16 protein-coding genes are annotated in these 17639 nt (G+C 64.1%); 4 read left to right on the top strand and 12 right to left on the bottom strand.

Features of this window, described 5'->3' with window-relative positions:
* Positions 1-48: 48 nt before the first annotated feature.
* The 4 genes from AC1RR3_RS11220 to purC form a co-directional block, all read right to left on the bottom strand.
* Positions 49-1611: a diguanylate cyclase domain-containing protein gene (locus AC1RR3_RS11220; protein WP_492822361.1), complete on the bottom strand. Its 1563-nt coding sequence runs from the start codon at positions 1609-1611 to the stop codon at positions 49-51.
* A gap of 255 nt (positions 1612-1866) precedes the next feature.
* A complete protein-coding gene (locus tag AC1RR3_RS11215) occupies positions 1867-2427 on the bottom strand; it encodes a hypothetical protein (RefSeq protein WP_492822359.1) in 561 nt (186 codons plus the stop codon).
* A 536-nt stretch (positions 2428-2963) separates the two neighbouring features.
* Positions 2964-3206, bottom strand: a complete 243-nt coding sequence (purS, locus tag AC1RR3_RS11210) for a phosphoribosylformylglycinamidine synthase subunit PurS (RefSeq protein WP_128950927.1) — start codon at positions 3204-3206, stop codon at positions 2964-2966.
* Positions 3207-3218: 12 nt separating this feature from the next.
* Positions 3219-3986 carry a phosphoribosylaminoimidazolesuccinocarboxamide synthase gene (gene purC / locus AC1RR3_RS11205; RefSeq protein ID WP_008974302.1) on the bottom strand — a complete coding sequence of 256 codons (768 nt, stop codon included), beginning with the start codon at positions 3984-3986 and terminating at the stop codon, positions 3219-3221.
* Positions 3987-4327: 341 nt separating this feature from the next.
* On the opposite strand from purC, the gene AC1RR3_RS11200 reads away from it, so the two are divergent.
* Complete coding sequence (locus tag AC1RR3_RS11200; protein WP_492822356.1) at positions 4328-4651, top strand: DUF1476 domain-containing protein; 324 nt, start codon at positions 4328-4330, stop codon at positions 4649-4651.
* A gap of 85 nt (positions 4652-4736) precedes the next feature.
* On the top strand, positions 4737-6179 hold the full coding sequence (gene purB / locus AC1RR3_RS11195) for an adenylosuccinate lyase (RefSeq protein WP_492822354.1): 1443 nt from the start codon (positions 4737-4739) through the stop codon (positions 6177-6179).
* A gap of 138 nt (positions 6180-6317) precedes the next feature.
* Here purB and cynS read toward each other — a convergent pair whose 3' ends face one another.
* From cynS to AC1RR3_RS11175, 4 genes are all read right to left on the bottom strand, one after another.
* Complete coding sequence (cynS, locus tag AC1RR3_RS11190; protein WP_008135039.1) at positions 6318-6806, bottom strand: cyanase; 489 nt, start codon at positions 6804-6806, stop codon at positions 6318-6320.
* A 73-nt stretch (positions 6807-6879) separates the two neighbouring features.
* Positions 6880-7803, bottom strand: coding sequence for an ABC transporter ATP-binding protein (locus tag AC1RR3_RS11185; protein WP_492822352.1), 924 nt, complete (start codon positions 7801-7803; stop codon positions 6880-6882).
* A 153-nt stretch (positions 7804-7956) separates the two neighbouring features.
* On the bottom strand, positions 7957-8796 hold the full coding sequence (ntrB, locus tag AC1RR3_RS11180) for a nitrate ABC transporter permease (RefSeq protein WP_492822349.1): 840 nt from the start codon (positions 8794-8796) through the stop codon (positions 7957-7959).
* A 148-nt stretch (positions 8797-8944) separates the two neighbouring features.
* Positions 8945-10321 (bottom strand): CmpA/NrtA family ABC transporter substrate-binding protein, encoded by a 1377-nt coding sequence (locus tag AC1RR3_RS11175; protein WP_492822346.1) that lies wholly within the window; start codon positions 10319-10321, stop codon positions 8945-8947.
* A 159-nt stretch (positions 10322-10480) separates the two neighbouring features.
* Between AC1RR3_RS11175 and AC1RR3_RS11170 the strand changes: the two genes are divergently transcribed.
* Entirely contained in the window at positions 10481-12406 is a 1926-nt protein-coding gene (locus AC1RR3_RS11170) for a sigma-54 interaction domain-containing protein (protein ID WP_492822343.1), read from the top strand.
* 10 nt (positions 12407-12416) lie between these two features.
* Here the strand turns inward: AC1RR3_RS11170 and AC1RR3_RS11165 are convergent, their stop codons facing one another.
* From AC1RR3_RS11165 to AC1RR3_RS11155, 3 genes are read right to left on the bottom strand one after another with little or no spacing between them, the layout of a single operon-like run.
* Positions 12417-13295, bottom strand: a complete 879-nt coding sequence (locus tag AC1RR3_RS11165; RefSeq protein ID WP_492822341.1) for a sulfurtransferase — start codon at positions 13293-13295, stop codon at positions 12417-12419.
* A gap of 50 nt (positions 13296-13345) precedes the next feature.
* Positions 13346-14458 carry an acyl-CoA dehydrogenase family protein gene (locus AC1RR3_RS11160; RefSeq protein ID WP_492822339.1) on the bottom strand — a complete coding sequence of 371 codons (1113 nt, stop codon included), beginning with the start codon at positions 14456-14458 and terminating at the stop codon, positions 13346-13348.
* A 35-nt stretch (positions 14459-14493) separates the two neighbouring features.
* On the bottom strand, positions 14494-15036 hold the full coding sequence (locus AC1RR3_RS11155) for an OsmC family protein (protein ID WP_492822337.1): 543 nt from the start codon (positions 15034-15036) through the stop codon (positions 14494-14496).
* A gap of 247 nt (positions 15037-15283) precedes the next feature.
* On the opposite strand from AC1RR3_RS11155, the gene AC1RR3_RS11150 reads away from it, so the two are divergent.
* Positions 15284-15931 carry a TetR/AcrR family transcriptional regulator gene (locus AC1RR3_RS11150; protein WP_492822335.1) on the top strand — a complete coding sequence of 216 codons (648 nt, stop codon included), beginning with the start codon at positions 15284-15286 and terminating at the stop codon, positions 15929-15931.
* Between the two features lie 100 nt (positions 15932-16031).
* On the opposite strand, the gene AC1RR3_RS11145 is transcribed toward AC1RR3_RS11150, so the two are convergent.
* On the bottom strand, positions 16032-17570 hold the full coding sequence (locus tag AC1RR3_RS11145) for a bifunctional AfsR/SARP family transcriptional regulator/alpha/beta hydrolase (protein ID WP_492822333.1): 1539 nt from the start codon (positions 17568-17570) through the stop codon (positions 16032-16034).
* Positions 17571-17639 lie beyond the last annotated feature (69 nt).

Below are 17639 nucleotides of genomic sequence, written 5' to 3'. Positions count from 1 at the left end.
GCCTCCCAATCGGCGGAGCGCGACATCCAGTGACGCTGCGGTGCGCGTTCAAGCGGCCGGCTCGACGAGGATTTCCGTCTCGCATACGGTCACGCTGTTCTTGCCGTTCCGCTTGCCGCGATAGAGTGCCTCGTCCGCCGCGGCCAACGCCTGTTCTGCAGTCTCCGGCATCCGCCCTGCGGCATACCAGACGACGCCGATGGTCGCGCCGACATGGCACGTCGCCCGCCCGCCAAGTCGTATCGGCTTTTTGATTCCGTCCAGAATACGCTTGCCCACCTGGCGCGCGGCCATCGGGCTGCGGCAGTTGCGCAGGAGCACCACGAACTCGTCGCCGCCCAGCCGGGCGGCCATGTCGGCGGCCTTGATGGCATGCTTCATGCGGCCCGCGACGACTTTGAGAACAACGTCGCCGGCCTCGTGTCCATGCGTGTCGTTGACCGGCTTGAAATCATCGAGGTCTATCAGCAGCAGCCCAAACGCCGCCGGCTCACCGCCTGGACGAAACTGATTGGCTAGCGCCTCGTTCAAGGAGGCCCGGTTGCTGATGCCCGTGAGCTGGTCAAAATAGGCCAGCTCGTGCATGCGCTGCTCCGCCTGACGCCGCAACGTCACGTCGTCGAAGGTCAGGATCAGGAGCGGCGCGCATTCGCTGGCATGCAGGATTCCATGCAGGCCGACGCGAAGCGCCGCGCCGGCACAATTCGTCATGGAGATCTCGCAAGTCGTACTGCCTCGCGCAGCGAGGCTCTCGATCATCGGCCACAGATCGACGTCCTGCCCCCAGACAGGCAGCTGATCCAGCCGTGCGCCCTTCAGGTTCGCGACATCCAGTCCGAACATCCGCAGGCATGCATCGTTGCCGTCCAGCACCGTGTGGTCCTGGAGCCGGACAACCATCGCCGCGACGGGCATGTCGCGCAACAGATTGTAGATGACGTTGCGCATCCGAGCCACGGACTCGAGAAGGCCGGACCTGTCGATCTCCGCATGCAGCTCCAATTCCGGCTCGGCGGAGAAATCACCTTCGGCGACGACTTTCGCCAGCCTCATGACGCGCTGCGCCTCATAGGCCTCCCGCCGCAGGCTGATCGCGAGATATCCGAGCAGAACGACAAACGGCAGAAAATAGGCGACATGCTGGGAGAACTTCGTCCAGAACGCGATGCGATCGAAGACATAGACGGACACGCCGATACTCTGAAGGTAGCCCAGAATGAGATGATGCAGATAGATGAAGACCGTCGCGGCCAGGATGACCCGCCAGTCCCGATAGTAGAGCAGGACGCCAATGAGTCCGAATGCGGTGAAGTGCGCTTCGATCGATCCATTCGTCTGGTGGATGATCAGCGCCGTGTAGGCCATGAACGCACACCCCATGAAGATCCGGGTCAGGAGCGATCCGGGCCTCCGGCGCGTCAGCAACAGTCCTGTGGCAAACGTGCTGCCCGCGACGGAAACAGCAATCAGGCCGGTGTCGTGTATGGGAGAGATTGCGATGCAAACGGCGGTAAGAAACAGACACATGCCAAGCATGACACGGTCTGCCGCAACACGATATGCGACCAGAAGGGGATCGAACTTTGCCTCGAGCGAAAAGATTCCCGACATGTTCAGCGACTTCCACAAAGCTCCAGCGGCAATGAACCGAGCCCGACGACCAACAGGATGCCGAACGTTCCGGCCGCCCAGGTGCCAAAGACCAATATCTCGAGGGGCAATGTGGCCCCGCGGCAGTCGCGATCGTTCGGGATCTTTCCGGAGCGAAATCCGGTACGCAGTATCACACGCCGCACCGCCTCTGCCGCACGAAGCGGGACGAGCATCCGTTGGGCCGGCCGACATCTTTTGGGCGGCAGCGACACGTCAGGATGATCTCTCATCGCGCTGCGGGGCCGCGCGAGCATTTTCCTCGCGGAAAACCGAGAGCGTGTCTTCCAGGACCGCCGCCTGCTCGAACAGCAGAACGGCCAATTGAGGCAGCCGCCAGAGCGGAAGCGTCGTCCGCCCGGGCTCCGTGGATGCGCGGTCGGCTGGCTTCTCCCGATTGCCGGATCCGATCCGGTAGATATTGCTGGGACCGGGCTCGATGGACGTTTGCGCATGCATCGACTCGGTCGCGAGAACTCCAGCGATCTCATCGATCACGAGAACCAGATCATCGATTTGATTGATCATGAGCGTCAGAATGACTCCGATCGCCGGACCGTCCGCCGTACGGCCGCCCAACGGCAGCCCTTCCGGTTTTCCCGCCGGAGAGCCCCGAAGCGTGGAACCGCTGATCGCGTCTCGCAAGACCACCAACCGGGCTCGAAGCGCAGTCAGTTCAGCTTTCGTAGCGCGCACGAAAACGTCCAGCGATCCCACGCTCGGGCGCGCAAAAGTCGGGGCAAGACCTTTCGCGCAATTCCTCTCGGATTTCGTCAAGTTTTGTGCCCTCGCTCGAATTCGGTACGCCTGAGCTCCAGGCGCCGATCGGACGATACTGGGCTGTCGGACCAGCAATTCGGCAGTCCCGGACCGCTACATGCCCGGAATTTACGGTTACAAGACTGGCAGGACTTGAAACGCTTACCGATTCTTAAAGAAGTGTCGGCCCCGGATCGCGGACCCGTGCCGACGTCGTTCGGTCACGAGATGGGTTACAAGCCGAACGTCGGCAAGGCCGGTTCGCCGCCCGCGCGAAGGCGCTCCCGGTCAGCCCCTGTGACCGCCCTGCGCTCAAGAGCTGTGATCCCGACAGCCGGGATCGGCCGGCAAATTCATCAGGCGCCGCATGGCTCCCGGCAAGGGCCGTGGCCATCCAGGGCCAGTGCCACCGGGGGTGAACGGACGCCAAAGATCGGACGCGAGCCAAGACGTCGCTCTGCCATCGAGCCGCTCAACGGTCATCTGAGATCCGAGGAGCGAGTGGGCGGCAACTCTCCTTGGCACCGCGAGAACAATGCCGCCAATGCGTGTCCTTACGCCTTCATCTCGATGGCGTAATTCTCGATCACGGTGTTGGCGAGCAGCTTGTCGGCGGCGTCCTTCAACGCCGCCTCCGCCTTGGCCTTGTCGGCGCCGGCTAGCTCGATGTCGAACACCTTGCCCTGGCGGACGCTGGCGACGCCATCGACGCCGAGCGACTTCAGCGCGCCTTCGATGGCCTTGCCCTGCGGATCGAGAATGCCGGTCTTCAAGGTAACGGTGACACGTGCCTTCACGTCAAATCCCTCTTAGCTCTTCACCAGCACCGGGCCGGAGCCCGCCGGACGCTCGTTCTCCATGAGGATGCCGAGGCGCTTTGCGACTTCGGTATAGGCCTCGAGCAGCCCACCGAGATCCCTGCGGAAGCGGTCCTTGTCGAGCTTCTCGTTCGACTTGATGTCCCACAGACGGCAGCTGTCCGGCGAGATCTCGTCGGCAACGATGATTCGCATCATCTCGTTCTCGAACAGCCGGCCGCACTCCATCTTGAAGTCGACGAGGCGGATGCCGATGCCGAGGAAGAGGCCGGTGAGGAAATCGTTGACGCGGATGGCAAGCGCCATGATGTCGTCGATCTCCTGGGGCGTCGCCCAGCCGAACGCAGTGATGTGCTCTTCCGACACCATGGGGTCGTTGAGCTGGTCGTTCTTGTAGTAGAACTCGATGATCGAACGGGGCAGCTGCGTGCCCTCCTCGATGCCGAGGCGCTGCGACAGGGAGCCGGCGGCGACGTTCCGCACCACCACCTCCAGCGGCACGATCTCGACCTCGCGAATCAACTGTTCGCGCATGTTGAGGCGGCGGATGAAGTGGGTCGGCACCCCGATGTCGTTGAGGTGCTGAAACAGGTACTCCGAGATCCGGTTGTTGAGGACACCCTTGCCCTCGATCACCTGATGCTTTTTCGCATTGAACGCGGTCGCGTCGTCCTTGAAGTGCTGGATCAGGGTACCGGGCTCGGGACCTTCATACAGAACCTTTGCCTTGCCTTCATAAATGCGACGCCGACGGCTCATGGGGATGTACCGTGTTTTGTTGAAATCCATGTATTTGGTGTGCTCCGATTACCAGGTTACGACCCGCAGCGGAGCTGCCGTGAACGGCTGGGAACCCGTCTATAACCCAAGGAAACCTGAGGAAACAGAACGGGAACCAAGCCTTCAGGCAACCTATCCGATTGGCTGTCCCAGCACAATCGATCCGGCCCATCCGACGCTGACTTATACCACCTTGCCTGCGGCTTAACGGCTCGTTGTTTTGCCGATTCCTGCCCCCTATCTAGGTATGCGCCGCGTGCCTCGCAACGAGGGCGGCCAAGGGGCGATCAGGTCCAGTCAGCCAAGGAATTGGAAGAGGCATGAGCGAAATCAACAAGCGCGAGGAAGGCTTTGAGAAGAAGTTCGCCCTCGACGAGGAGCAGAAGTTCAAGGCGGAAGCCCGCCGCAACCGGCTGCTCGGCCTGTGGGCGGCCGAAAAGCTCGGAATATCGGGCGAGGCGGCAGCGGCCTATGCCAAGGAGGTCGTCGCAGCCGATTTCGAGGAAGCCGGCGATGCCGACGTCCTGCGCAAAGTCATGGGCGATTTCGCCGCCAAGAGCGTCGCCGTCACCGAACAGGCGATTCGGGCCAAGATGAGCGAGCTGCTCGCGGTCGCGGCCGCCGAGGTGAAGGCCGGTAAATAAGCCGGCAGGGAGCGGCGAATGGCGAGGTAAACCCCGTTCGCCGCTCGGGCTTGCAGCCAGCCCCGGGCAATGCCAAATGGGCGGCATGCCCCAAGACAGCACCCCAGATCACATCTCAAACGTCCTCGCCGAACGCTATGCCTCGCCCGCCATGCGCGCCATCTGGAGCGGCGAAGGCAAGGTTCGCCTCGAACGCGACTACTGGATCGCCGTGCTGAAAGGTCAGCGCGATCTCGGCATTGCCGTGCCGGACGGCGTGATCGAAAGCTACGAACGGGTGAAGGACCAGGTCAACCTCGCCTCCATCATGCGCCGCGAGCGCATTACCCGCCACGACGTCAAGGCGCGTATCGAGGAGTTCTGCGAACTCGCCGGTCACGAGCACCTGCACAAGGGCATGACCAGCCGCGACCTCACCGAGAACGTGGAGCAGCTCCAGGTCTACCGCGGCCTGCAGCTGATCGAGACCAAGACCATCGCCGCACTCATTCGCTTTGCGAAACACGCAAGGCAATTGCGCGACATTCCGTTCACGGCGCGCACGCACAACGTGGCCGCGCAGGTCACGACGCTCGGCAAGCGCATCGCCATGTTCGGCGAAGAGATGCTGCTGGCGCATCAGAGCCTGGTCAACGTGCTCGCCACCTATCCCGCGCGCGGCCTGAAGGGCGCGGTGGGCACACGGCTCGACCAGATTACCTTGTTCAACGGCGATGCCGGCAAGGCCCGCGCGCTCGAGCAGCGCATTCTCGTCCATCTCGGCCTGCCCAAGAGCTTCGATGCCGTCGGCCAGGTCTATCCGCGCAGCCTCGACTTCCGCGCAGTCAGCGTGCTCGTCGATCTCGCCAGCGGTCCGGGCAGCTTCGCCAAGACGTTGCGCCTGATGGCGGGCCATGAGCTCGCCAGCGAAGGCTTTGCCAAGGGCCAGGTCGGCTCCTCCGCGATGCCGCACAAGATGAACAGCCGCTCCTGCGAGCGCATCAACGGCCTGCACGTGGTGCTGAAGGGCTACCTCGCGATGGCCGCAGGCCTCGCCGGCGATCAGTGGAACGAAGGCGACGTCTCCTGCTCCGTCGTCCGCCGCGTGATGCTGCCCGATACTTTCCTCGCCATGGACGGCCTGCTCGAGACCCTGCTCTCGGTGCTCGACCAGATGGAAATTTTCGACGCCGTCGTTGCGACCGAGCTCAACCGTTATCTGCCCTTCCTGCTGACCACCACGGTGATGATGGAAGCGGTGAAGAAGGGCGCCGGCCGTGAAGGTGCGCACGAGGCGATCAAGGAGCACGCGGTCGCCGCCATTCGCGACCTGCGCACCGGCAAGATCGTGCAGAACGACTTGCTCCAGCGTCTCGCCGCCGACCAGCGTCTCGGTCTCAGCGAAGCCGAGCTGCAGCGCGTGCTCGATCACGGCCGCGCCAATTCCGGCGATGCCGGCGCTCAGGTCGATCACTTCGCCGAGCAGGTGGACGCGCTGGCCAAGGCCAACCCTGTCGCGGCCGGCTACGCGCCGGGCGCAATTCTCTGACACCTCTCGCCGTCATTGCGAGGAGCGTAGCGACGAAGCAATCCAGACTTCCTTTCGCGGCAAGATGGATTGCTTCGCGGAGCCTGTCATCGGGCCGCGCTTCGCGCGGAACCGGTGGCTCGCAATGACGAAAGTGCCTCAGCCTTCCTTAAAACCGTATTCCGGCACGTTGCCGCTAGCGCCGTAATATTTGTACGGCAGGAATTTGCCTGACATGGTGATCTTGACGCGGTCGCCCTTCGGGTTGGCGACGCGCTCGATCCCCATGTCGAAGTCGATCGCCGACATGATGCCGTCGCCGAATTCTTCTTCGATCAGGGCCTTCCAGGCCGGACCGTTCACCATCACCATCTCGTAGAAACGATAGATCAAGGGATCGGTCGGCGGCATCGGCGTGCCGGTGCCGCGCATCGGAACCTCGTTGAGCATCGCGGTCTCGGCCTTGGACAGGCCGAACAGCTCGCCCGCGTTGGCGGCCTGCGGCTTCGTCAGTTTCATCTGGCCGAGGATCGCGCCGACGATCAGCACCTCCGCATAGCCGCCGACCTGCTCGCAGATGTATTTCCAGGTCCAGCCCTTCTCGCGCTTGATGTCGAGCAGCTTTTCGGTGAGGTCTTCGCGTTTCATGTCAGGGTCTCCCTTCAAAAGCATGATCCGGAAAAGTGTGAAGCGGTTTTCCGCAGACCATGCGTCTACAAAATCAGGCAGTCAGTCCGGGATTGGTCCCGGATATCCATGTCTGTCGTTGCTCTTCGCCGTTTGATGCGATCGTCAGCCCGGGCTTGCCGATATGCACCACGGGCACGTTGCGCGGATCGTGATCGGGCCTCTCGGCGGCAAAGGTCTTGCTGCGCGTTACCAGGAAATCGACGATGTGATTGCGCAGCGCGTAATAGAGCGGATGGCGGTGCAGATCGGTGCGGCCGCGATCCCTGGGCAGCGGGTTTTCGACGACCTCGGCCAGCACCGCGCCGGGACCGTTGGTCATCAGAAAAATCTTGTCGGCGAGATAGATCGCCTCGTCGACGTCATGGGTGATCATGAACGCGGTCTGCCCGGTCTCGAGGCAAATGCGCCGCACCTCGTCCTGGAGCGTGCCGCGCGTCAGCGCGTCCAGCGCCGAGAACGGCTCGTCCATCAGCATCATCTTCGGTGTGATCGACAGCGCCCGCGCGATGCCGACGCGCTGCTTCATGCCCCCCGAGAGCTCTGAGGGACGCTTGTGCTCTGAACCGGTGAGCCCGACGAGATCAATAAAGGTCTGCGCATGCGCCTTGACCTTGGCGCGATCCCACTTCCGCCATTTCGAGCTCACGGCATAGGCGACATTGCCGAGCACGGTGCGCCACGGCAGCAACGCATGGCTCTGGAAGATCACGGCGCGGTCGAGGCTGGTGCCCGAGATCGCCTGCCCGTCGACGATCACCGCACCCTCGCTCGGCGCATCGAGACCAGCGAGAATGTTGAGCACGGTGGTCTTGCCGCAGCCGGAATGGCCGATCACGCAGCAGAACTCGCCGCGGGCCATCGAGAGCCACAAATTCTCGAAGACCGCCGTCGTGGCGCCATTGGCGCCCGGGTAGCGCTTCGCGATGCCTTCGATGGAGATGAATTTGTCGGTCATGTCAGGTCTCGTGTCCCGCACGCGGTGCAGCGCGCAGCGGCGCGCCGCAGATGCGGGACCCAGGCTGCCGCCATGGGTCCCGGTTCAGCACTGCAACGCTGCGCGCTGCAGTGCGCCCGGGACACGAGAGTGATGACTATTGAACCCATCACCCTACTCCGGAAACGTGACCATGCGCGTGAAGCGCGCGAGGATCTGGTCGAGCAGCATGCCGACGATCCCGATCAGCAGGATCGCGATGATGACATTTGTGATCGAGAGGTTGTTCCACTCGTTCCAGACGAAGTAACCGATGCCGGTGCCGCCGACGAGCATCTCGGCGGCGACGATCACGAGCCAGGCGATGCCGATCGAGATACGCATGCCGGTCAGAATCGTCGGCGCCGCCGCCGGCAGGATCACCGTGAAGGCGCGCCTGAGCGTGCCGACCTCCAGCGTGCGCGCGACATTGATCCATTCCTTGCGGACGCTGGCCACGCCAAAGACGGTGTTGAGCAGCATCGGCCAGATCGAGCAGATGAAGATGACGAAAATCGCGGAGATCGAAGAATCCTTGATGGTGTAGAGCGCCAGCGGCATCCAGGCCAGCGGCGAGATCGGTTTGAGCACCTGGATGAAGGGATCGAGCGCCTTGCTCAGCAGCGGCGACATGCCGATCAGAAAGCCGAGCGGGATCGCGACCAGCACGGCGAGCAGATAACCGGTGCCGACGCGCGCGATGGAATAGCCGAGCTGGATGCCGAGCCCCTTGTCGTTGGGCCCGTTGTCATAGAACGGCCGCTTCAGATGCTCCCAGAGCTTGGCGCCGACATCGAGCGGACCCGGCATCGCAGATTTGCCCTGCGTCGCGGTCAGCCCCATCAGCTTGGCGTATTCCGGGCTCATCGTCGCGACCGGTGCCGTCGAGCGCGTGGCGAGATGCCAGATGCCGAGGAAGGCCGCGAGCAGCGCGATCGAGACGAGGCCGGCGCGGAGACGGAGGGAGGAATTCATCGCGCGAGCCCCACCGCACGTGTCCCGGACGCGATGCAGCACGTAGTGCTGCTTCGCAGAGCCGGGACCCAGTCGGGCCGCATGGGTCCCGGTTCTGCGTCGCACCGCTTCGCGCTGCGCCGCGCCCGGGACACGAGAGCGGAGAACATCACGACGCCTTCTTGATCTTGAAGCTCGCAACGTAATCGTCGGGCTTGGTCGGATCGAACGTCTTGCCCATCACCGCGAACGATTTGTAGGCGGTCGCCGGCGGCGAGAGCCCCATCTCGGTCATCAGCTTCTTGGTGTCGGTGGCCAAATACACCTGCTCGGCGACCGCCTTGTAGTCGACGTCGCCCTTGATCTGGCCCCAGCGCTTCATCTGGGTCAGCATCCACACCGCGAACGACTGCCAGGGGAACGGATCGAAATCGACGCGCTTGGCATCGGTCTTCACCCCGCCAAGGCCATCGGCGTAGGTGCCGGTCAGGACCTGCTCCAGCACCGTCACAGGCGCGTTGATGTAGTTGGCCGGCGCGATGGCCTCAGCGATCTGCTTGCGGTTCTCGGCCTTAGACGCATAGGCGGTCGCATCGACGATCGCGCGCGTCAGCGCCGCAAAGCTGTTCGGCGCGGTCGTGATGAACTCCTTGCTGGCGGCAAAGCTACAGCAGGGATGGCCGTCCCAGATCTCCTTGGACAGCAGATGCATGAAGCCGACGCCGTCATAGATCGCGCGCTGGCAGATGTTGTCCGGCGCAAGGAAGCCGTCGATGTTGTCGGCGCGAAGGTTCGCGACCATTTCCGGCGGCGGCACCGAGCGCAGCTGCACGTCGGTATCGGGATCGATGCCGTGCTCGGCGAGATAATAACGCAGCAAATAATTGTGCATGGAGTAGTCGAAGGGGATCGCGAACTTCAGGCCTTTCCAGTCCTTTGGGTCGCGCTTGTCCTTGTGCTTGGTCGCGAGCACGATGCCCTGCCCGTTGATGTTCTCGATCGCAGGCACCGCGAAGGGAATGGCGTTGGCACCGAGCCCCAGCGAGATCGCGATCGGCATCGGCGCCAGCATGTGCGCGGCGTCGTATTCCTTGTTGATGGTCTTGTCGCGGATGACCGCCCAGCCGGCGGTCTTGACCACTTCGACGTTGAGGCCGTGCTTGGCATAGAAGCCCATCGGCGCCGCCATGATGATCGGCGTGGCGCAGGTGATCGGAATGAAGCCGACCTTGAGGTCCTTCTTCTCGGGCGTGCCGGTCTGCGCAAACACTTCCGTCGCGGTCTTGAGCGGGAAGAACTGCGAGAGCGCGGCGAGCGCCGTGGACGCACCGACCGATTTCAGGAAGGCGCGCCGCGCCACGTCCTGCGGAAACATCGCGCGCATAACGGCGGAGGCGACGACGCCCTCATAACGTTTCTCCTCGCTCTCGACCGGCTCGCAACGGAGCGTCGCCTGATCGTGCTCCGCCGCTGATTGGTGCTGGCCGCAGGCGCAGCCGTCACGGAGGTTGCGGTTGGGATCAAACGGATTGTCGAACGTGGACATCGGACCTCCTGCGCGTCATTGCAGAAGGAATTACGCAAGGAGCATGCCACCCCTTTTGGGCGAGCCAGTGCCTTGATGACGCAGCATTTTCGGTCACACTTGGCCGCTACGAAAACTCGTGATAAACGAGATTTCGTAGTTAAATAACGAGATTTCGTAATGGCAACGACGCCAATCCTCGCTCACGAAGATGTGGCCCCGACCATCGATCCGCGCGTCGCGGCCTTCGAGTCCTCGGTCGAGGCGACGCTGTTGGTCGATCCCTATGGCGACGAGATCATCGACGCCAATCCCGCCGCCTGCACCCTGCTCGGCTACGACCGTGCGCTGTTGCGACAGACCAGGGCCAGCACGCTGCACGCCGGCGAGCTCCCGGCGCTCACCGTCTTCACCCAAGCCGTGCTGCACAAGGGCGCCTACTGGACCACGGCACTCAACCCGCGTCATGCCACCGGGCAAAATCTCCGGCTCGAATATGCCGGCTGCATCCTGCCCCATGACGGGCGCACGCTGATCCAGCTCACCCTCACCGATCTCGACGCCCGCCGCCGCCGCAATGTCGATGCCGCCGCGGAGGACCACATGCGCAGCGGCATCTCGACCTGGCAGCGCGTCGAGCGCGTGTTCCAGGACATCGAGCGCGAGAACCAGCTGATCCTGCGCGCCGCCGGCGAAGGCATCTATGGCGTCAATGCCGAGGGCAAGACCACCTTCGTCAATCCCGCGGCCGAGCGGATGCTCGGCTGGACCGCCGAAGAGCTGGTCGGCAAGGAGATCCATCCCATCGTGCACCACACCCATCACGATGGCCGGCACTATCACAACCATGACTGCCCGATTTACGCGGCGTTCCGCGACGGCGCGGTGCACCAGGTCGATGGCGAGGTGTTCTGGCGCAAGGACGGCTCGCCCGCCTGGGTCGAATACACCTCCACGCCCATTCGCGACCGCGGCGTCGTGGTCGGCGCCGTCGTGGTGTTTCGCGACGTCAGCCAGCGGCGCGACGCCGACGAGAAGCTGCACGCCGCGCTCACTGAAGTGGACCGCCTGCGCGAACGGCTCGAGCTGGAGAACGCCTATCTCCAGGAAGAAATCCGCATCGAGACCAATCCGCGCGGTATCATCGGGCAAAGCGAGGCGGTCCAGCAGACGCTGCGCCAGGTCAAGCTGGTGGCGCCGACCACCGCGGCGGTGATGATCACCGGGGAATCCGGCACCGGCAAGGAGCTGATCGCCCGCGCCATCCACGAAGATTCCACCCGCAGCGACCGACCGCTGATCCGCGTCAACTGCGCCGCGATCCCGCGCGAATTGTTCGAGAGCGAGTTCTTCGGCCATGTCCGCGGCGCCTTCACGGGTGCTACGCGCGACCGCATCGGCCGCTTCGAGCTCGCCAACGGCGGCACGCTATTCCTCGACGAAGTCGGCGAGATCCCGCTGGAATTGCAGGGCAAGCTGCTGCGCGTGTTGCAGGAAGGCAATTTCGAGCGCGTCGGCCAGGAGCGCACCCGCGCGGTCGACGTCCGCGTCATCGCCGCAACCAACCGCGACCTCAAGCAGGAGGTCCAGCGCGGCCGTTTTCGCGAGGATCTCTATTTCCGCCTCAACGTGTTTCCGATCGAGACCGTGCCCTTGCGCGAACGGCGCGAGGACATTCCCCTGCTCGCCCAGCATTTTCTGACGCGCGAGAGCAAGGCGCTGAAATCGAACCTGCGCCTGTCGGAAGGCGATGCGCGCAGGCTCACCCGCTACGACTGGCCCGGCAATGTCCGCGAGTTGCAGAACGTGATCGAGCGCGCCGCGATCCTGTCGCAGAACGGCCGCCTGCGCATCGACCTGCCGGATCCCTCAGGCGCGCAAGCTCCGCTCGGCGCGGCGCGTCAAAAGGCCGACGCGCGCCCGGCGGTGATGACGTCAGCAGAAATGCGCGACCACGAGCGCGACAACATCCTGGCCGCGCTCGAGGCCTGCGCAGGGAAAGTGTTCGGCCCCGGTGGCGCGGCCGAACTGCTCGATATCAAGCCGACCACGCTGGCCTCGCGGATCAAGGCGCTGGGGATCTCGCCCCGTCCGCGGGCCATGTGATCGCAGGCGCTCAGGCCGCCTTGGTCGTCACCTCCGACACAATCGGCAGCCCCTGCTCGATCGGCAGCGAGGGATCGCGCGACCATTCGTTCCAGGAGCCGAAATACATCCGCACGTCCTTCACGCCCGCGTTCTTCAGCGCCAGGAACGTGTTCGACGCACGCGCGCCCTTGAAGCAGTAGAGATAGACCGGCGTGGTCGTCGAGATGCCGACGGTGGCGCATTCCGCCAAAATCTCGTCCTTGGACTTGAAGCGCGGGCCTTCGGCGGTCGGCTTCATCATGCGGTACCATTCCAGCCAGACCGCGCCGGGGATGCGGCCCTTGCGCGGGCAGAAATCCTTGCCGTACGGGGACGAGCTGTCGCCGATCCATTCGTCGACGTCGCGCACGTCGAGGATGGCGATGCCGGGCTTGCCGACGGCCCCTAACATCGTCTTGGCGTCGATCAGTATCTCGCCGGCTTCAGGCACGATCGAGAACGAGGCCTTGGCCGGCGCCGGCACATCCTTCGTCACCGCGAAGCCCGCGGCAGACCACGCGTCGAAGCCGCCATGCAGCACCTTGACCTTGGGATAGCCGAGCATGGTGAGGAGATAGTAGCCGCGGCAGGACTGGCCGAAGCCTGAGTTCATCGACTGCTCGTAGATCACGGCCGTTTCCTTGCCGGAGAGACCGGCGCCGCCGAAGGCGTCGGCGAATTTGGTCTTCAGCTCGGCCATGCCCTCGGGCGTCGAGGTCGCGAGGAACGTGAAGATCTCGTGCACGTTGACGGCGTTGGGGAGATGCCCGGCGGCGTAGGCATCGGGATTTCGGGTGTCGATGACGACACACGGCTCAGTCTTCAAGAGATCGGCAAGTTCGACGGCAGTAATCAGGACGTCAGTCATGGCAGCCTCTCCGTTGAGGTTGGGGGTCTTCGGGGTGGGCACGTCAAAAGTCAGGAATCGGCAAGCATCTTGCGCAGCTGCTTGGTGGCAGGCGTGACGATCGCGACGAAATAGGCCTCGCGCAGGCGCCGCTGCGCGCGGTGGCTTTTGAGATAGCCGCGCGCGCCACAATGCAGCATCGCCGCATGTGCCGCCGCGACGCTGGCCTCGCCGGCGCGAAGCCGGAGCGCAATCACCTTGCGCCAGTAGGTCTCCTCTTCATTGTAGGGATCGCGCGCCAGCGCCATGGTCTCGCTTTCGAGCTCGGCGGCGAGATCGCGAAAGTGCACCGGCTGCTGCGGCAGATAGCGGTTGATGTGACCGAGCGAACCATCGACCTCGTCCATGATGTTGATGCAGTCGCGGATCACACCGAGCGCCATGCCGGCCTGCAAAAGGATGAAGCCGGCCCGGATCTTCTTGACGAACGGCGCGGCGGGATCGGCGAGGATCAATTCATCCGGCACGAAGACGTCACGGAACTGCACGCCGTAAGTGCCGGTGCCGTCCATCGCGAGGAACGGCTTGCATGGCGTCAGCGTGATCGCAGGGTCCGAGCAATCGGCGAGGAACATCACAGTCCCCGGCTCGTCCTCACGCTCGAAGATCGTACCGAAATAATGATCCGGTCCGAGATTGGAGACCCAGGGCAGCGCACCGCGAACGATGTAGCCGCCCTCGACCTTGCGTCCCTTCAATTTCAGCTTCTCGATGCCGAAAAAGCTCTTCATCGGGTTCGACAGCCCGGTGCCGCCGAGCACGCGACCGGTCGAAAAGGCATCGCCGAAGCGCCTCGCAAGCTTCATGTTGGTCGAGTTGGCGGCGTACCAGACCAGCGTGTTCTGGCACCACGCCATGAAGGCCGTGGCGCCGCAGACCTCGCCGATCTCAGCCATCGTCTGGATGGCGCAGCGCAGATCCGCGGGTCCTTCATGGGGCACGTGACTGCCCCAAGCGCCGACCTCGCCGAACTTGCGCAGCACCTCCGCCGGATAGACCGAGCCGTCGTCGATGCCGGCGGCGAGCGGCGCGAGCTGCTCGCGTGCAATTCGCGCCACCTCGCCGGCAATGGACGGTGCGGGCTGATCCAAAACTTCGGCCCGTGATAAAGCCAGTGACCCCATGATCGTCTCCCGCACCTTGTCCTGATTGCTGTCTGCTAGATGCCGACCTCGAGATTGACCGGGCGGGTAAACGTGTTGGCGACCGGCGACCATTTCTTCACATGGGCGACCAGCGCGTTGATCTCGTCCTGCGCGATGCCCTCGCACTCCATGTCGACCTTGACGCGGACGTCGGTGAAGCCGACCGGCTTGTCCGACATGTCGCCGGTGCCCCAGACCGCGGTGATGTTGAGGTCGCCCTCGAGCTCGAGCTCGAGCTTGTTGACGATCCAGCCGCGATGCACGGCGTTGGCGTGGAGGCCGACCGCGAGGCAGGAGCCGAGCGCGGCGAGCGAGGCTTCCGACGGGTTTGGCGCGGTATCGTCGCCCAGAAGGCCCGGCGGCTCGTCGACGATGTAGGGCGGCAGGTTGCGGATGTAGTTGGCGTGGCGGAACTTTCCTTCCGCAACCGTCTTGCACTTCAAGGTCTTGATGACCTTCGGATTCGCCTTCCCATTGGCGATCAGCTGCTCGAGCCCATTCTTGTCGATGGGCGCGAGGCAACCCGTCAGCACGGTCTTTTGAACGACGGCAGTCATCAGTTTTCTCCCTGGCAGCCGAGGAAATCGGCAGGATACCGAACGGTCTGTTTCCTTGCATGGAGCGTGCCAGCGCCGGCCAAAAACAAAAGGCGAAGCATTGGAGCCGCTTAGCGAACCCTGCCTGCGGATTGATCAGCGCACCCTTGCCCAAAGGCGAAGCAGATGCGCCTTCCCTTGCGAATCTTTTCAGCGCGGAACAGATGCGGCTTGCTGATGCGGCATCGCTGCAGGTAAGTTTGGACTCATGGCAAAGACGTCATCGAAGAAGACCTCGCCCCACGCCGCCGCCGGTGAAGACGAATCCGCGCGCGGGCGCCTCTTGAGCGCCGCGACGCATCTGTTCTGCAAGAACGGCATCAACGCCACCGGCATCGACGCGATCATCGAGGAAGCCGGCACGGCGAAGACCACGCTCTACAAATTGTTCGGCTCCAAGACCAATCTCGTCAACGCGGTGCTGGAGAGCGAAGGCAAGCAGTGGCGCGAATGGTTCATCGGCGCCATGGAGGAAGGCGGCGGCGATGCGCAGGCCAAGCTGACGCGCATCTTTCCGGCGCTGAAGAGCTGGTTCGCCGAAGAGCGCTTCTACGGCTGCCCCTTCATCAACGCGGTTGGCGAGCACGACAAGGACGCAAAACAGTTCCGCAACATCGCGCTGAAGCACAAGAAGATCGTGCTCGGCCACATCGAGAAGCTCGCCGGCGAACTCGGCTCGAGCGAGCCTGCGGTCCTCGCGCACCAGCTCGGGCTCTTGATCGACGGCGCCATCGTCGCTGCCATGATCTCGCGCGACCCGGGCGTGGCGGATACCGCGGCGCTGACGGCAGGCCCCCTGCTCGGCCAGTCGAAGCCGAAGAAGAAGCGCGCGGCGGATCAGTTGGAGGCGGTGTGATCTTGGCGTGATCCCGTAGGGTGGGCAAAGGCGCAAAGCGCCGTGCCCACCATCTCAGCCTGGGTGATCAAGATCGTGGGCACGCTCCGCTTCGCCCACCCTACAAGATCCGTTTCACAAACCCCTTGATCGACTCAAGCACTGGCCCCTGGTCCCCCGCAAAGAACCAGTGATCGCTGCCGTCGAGCTCGACGAATTCCGCACCTTTGATTCGGCTCGCGATATCGCGGCCGGCCGCGATTCGCACGGCCTGATCGCCCCGCCGGTGCAGCACCAATGTCGGCACGGCAATCTGCGCCAGAAGATGCCGCACGTCGGCGTCGCGAAACGCGTTCAGCACCGCCGAGATGCCGCCGGGACTGGAGGCCGCACGCAGCAGCCCGGCCCACCAGGCGCGCGCCTGCGGATCACCGGCAAGGCTCGGTGCGAAGACTTCGATCCCGGCCGGGCCGCCCCATTGCGCAACGAGCTGCTTGCTCCAGGCATCATACTGGCTGGCGCGCAAGGCGTGCGGATAGTTCTCTGACCAGCAGCCCTTGGCCAGCGCACCGAACAGGATGAGCCCGGCCACGCGGCGCGGTTCGTCGGCGGCAAATTTGATGCAGGCCGGCCCGCACTCGGATGCGCCGAACAGCACGACGCGGCGCGAATCCACGGCCCGCAGCACCGTGCCGATATCCTCCGCGGTGGCGTCGATACCAGGGGCCGATCCGACCCGGTCGGACAGCCCGATGCCGCGGCGATCGAACACGATCAGCCGCCCGAGCTTCATCAACGACGCCAGAAAGCTTCGGCTCGCGGGATGCTCCCAGGCGCGCTCCACATGCGACACGAAGCCGGGCATGACCAGAATATCGAGCGGGCCGCTGCCGTAGGTCTGATACGCCAGATGCACGCCGGCGCCCTTCACGTAGCGAGTCGCCGGAACGGCATGCGCTGCCGCCGGACTCATCAGCGCTTCGGTCTCGGCCTCCGGCGCGACGCCAAGCTCGTCCTTGAGCCGCTGCGTCAACGCCGCATGGTGCCGCTCTGCCGCGCTCCGGTCACCCGCCAGCAGCAGGCTGCGGATCAGATGACGGCCGTAGACTTCGCTGAGCGGATCGAGCTCGGCCAGGCGTCCCGCATACGCACTCGCCGCAAAATGCTCGCCGGCGGAAGTCTTGTCCTGCACCAGGCGCTCCAGCGCCTGCATCAGCCGTCCCCGCAGCGCCTCGCGGCGGAAGAACGCCCAGTCGTCGAATTCGGGACAGTCCTCCGGCGAGAAGCCTGCGAGGAAGTCTCCCCGATAGATCTGGCAGGCCTCTTCAAATCCGCCGCGATCGCAGGCGCTCTCGAACAGATGCGCGTCGACCTTCAGCGCGACCGCAGGTGACCATCGCACGCTGGTCCGGTCGGTCTCGAACACCGGCTCGCCGAGCGTCAGCTCGATGCGATGGAGCAGGCGCCGCAATCGGGCGAGGCTCGTCTCGCGGTCAGTCTCGGGCCACAGCAGCGTGGCCATGACGTCGCGCGCGACAGCGCCTTTGGCCTCCGCGAGATAGACCAGCAGCGCGAGGCCCTTGCGTAGGGCCAATTTGATCGGCCGGCCGTCGGCATGGACCTCGGGGAAACCGAACGTCCCCAGCGAGAAAGCCGTCATGAAAGTCCTCTTTCCCCGGCAGGCCGCCCCGGGGGACGCGCAGGGGACGGTCCGGCGGTAACGGTCGGG

The sequence above is a fragment of the Bradyrhizobium sp. GW821-FHT13H05 genome, assembly GCF_058804065.1.
This window is presented reverse-complemented; position numbering and strand designations above follow the sequence as displayed.

Coding starts and splice junctions, on each gene's coding strand:
- AC1RR3_RS11220 (WP_492822361.1), bottom strand. CDS start 1,611: ATGTCGGGAATCTTTTCGCTCGAGGCAAAGTTCGATCCCCTTCTGGTC.
- purC (WP_008974302.1), bottom strand. CDS start 3,986: ATGAGCCGTCGGCGTCGCATTTATGAAGGCAAGGCAAAGGTTCTGTAT.
- AC1RR3_RS11200 (WP_492822356.1), top strand. CDS start 4,328: ATGAGCGAAATCAACAAGCGCGAGGAAGGCTTTGAGAAGAAGTTCGCC.
- purB (WP_492822354.1), top strand. CDS start 4,737: ATGCCCCAAGACAGCACCCCAGATCACATCTCAAACGTCCTCGCCGAA.
- cynS (WP_008135039.1), bottom strand. CDS start 6,806: ATGAAACGCGAAGACCTCACCGAAAAGCTGCTCGACATCAAGCGCGAG.
- AC1RR3_RS11185 (WP_492822352.1), bottom strand. CDS start 7,803: ATGACCGACAAATTCATCTCCATCGAAGGCATCGCGAAGCGCTACCCG.
- ntrB (WP_492822349.1), bottom strand. CDS start 8,796: ATGAATTCCTCCCTCCGTCTCCGCGCCGGCCTCGTCTCGATCGCGCTG.
- AC1RR3_RS11175 (WP_492822346.1), bottom strand. CDS start 10,321: ATGTCCACGTTCGACAATCCGTTTGATCCCAACCGCAACCTCCGTGAC.
- AC1RR3_RS11170 (WP_492822343.1), top strand. CDS start 10,481: ATGGCAACGACGCCAATCCTCGCTCACGAAGATGTGGCCCCGACCATC.
- AC1RR3_RS11165 (WP_492822341.1), bottom strand. CDS start 13,295: ATGACTGACGTCCTGATTACTGCCGTCGAACTTGCCGATCTCTTGAAG.
- AC1RR3_RS11160 (WP_492822339.1), bottom strand. CDS start 14,458: ATGGGGTCACTGGCTTTATCACGGGCCGAAGTTTTGGATCAGCCCGCA.
- AC1RR3_RS11155 (WP_492822337.1), bottom strand. CDS start 15,036: ATGACTGCCGTCGTTCAAAAGACCGTGCTGACGGGTTGCCTCGCGCCC.
- AC1RR3_RS11150 (WP_492822335.1), top strand. CDS start 15,284: ATGGCAAAGACGTCATCGAAGAAGACCTCGCCCCACGCCGCCGCCGGT.
- AC1RR3_RS11145 (WP_492822333.1), bottom strand. CDS start 17,570: ATGACGGCTTTCTCGCTGGGGACGTTCGGTTTCCCCGAGGTCCATGCC.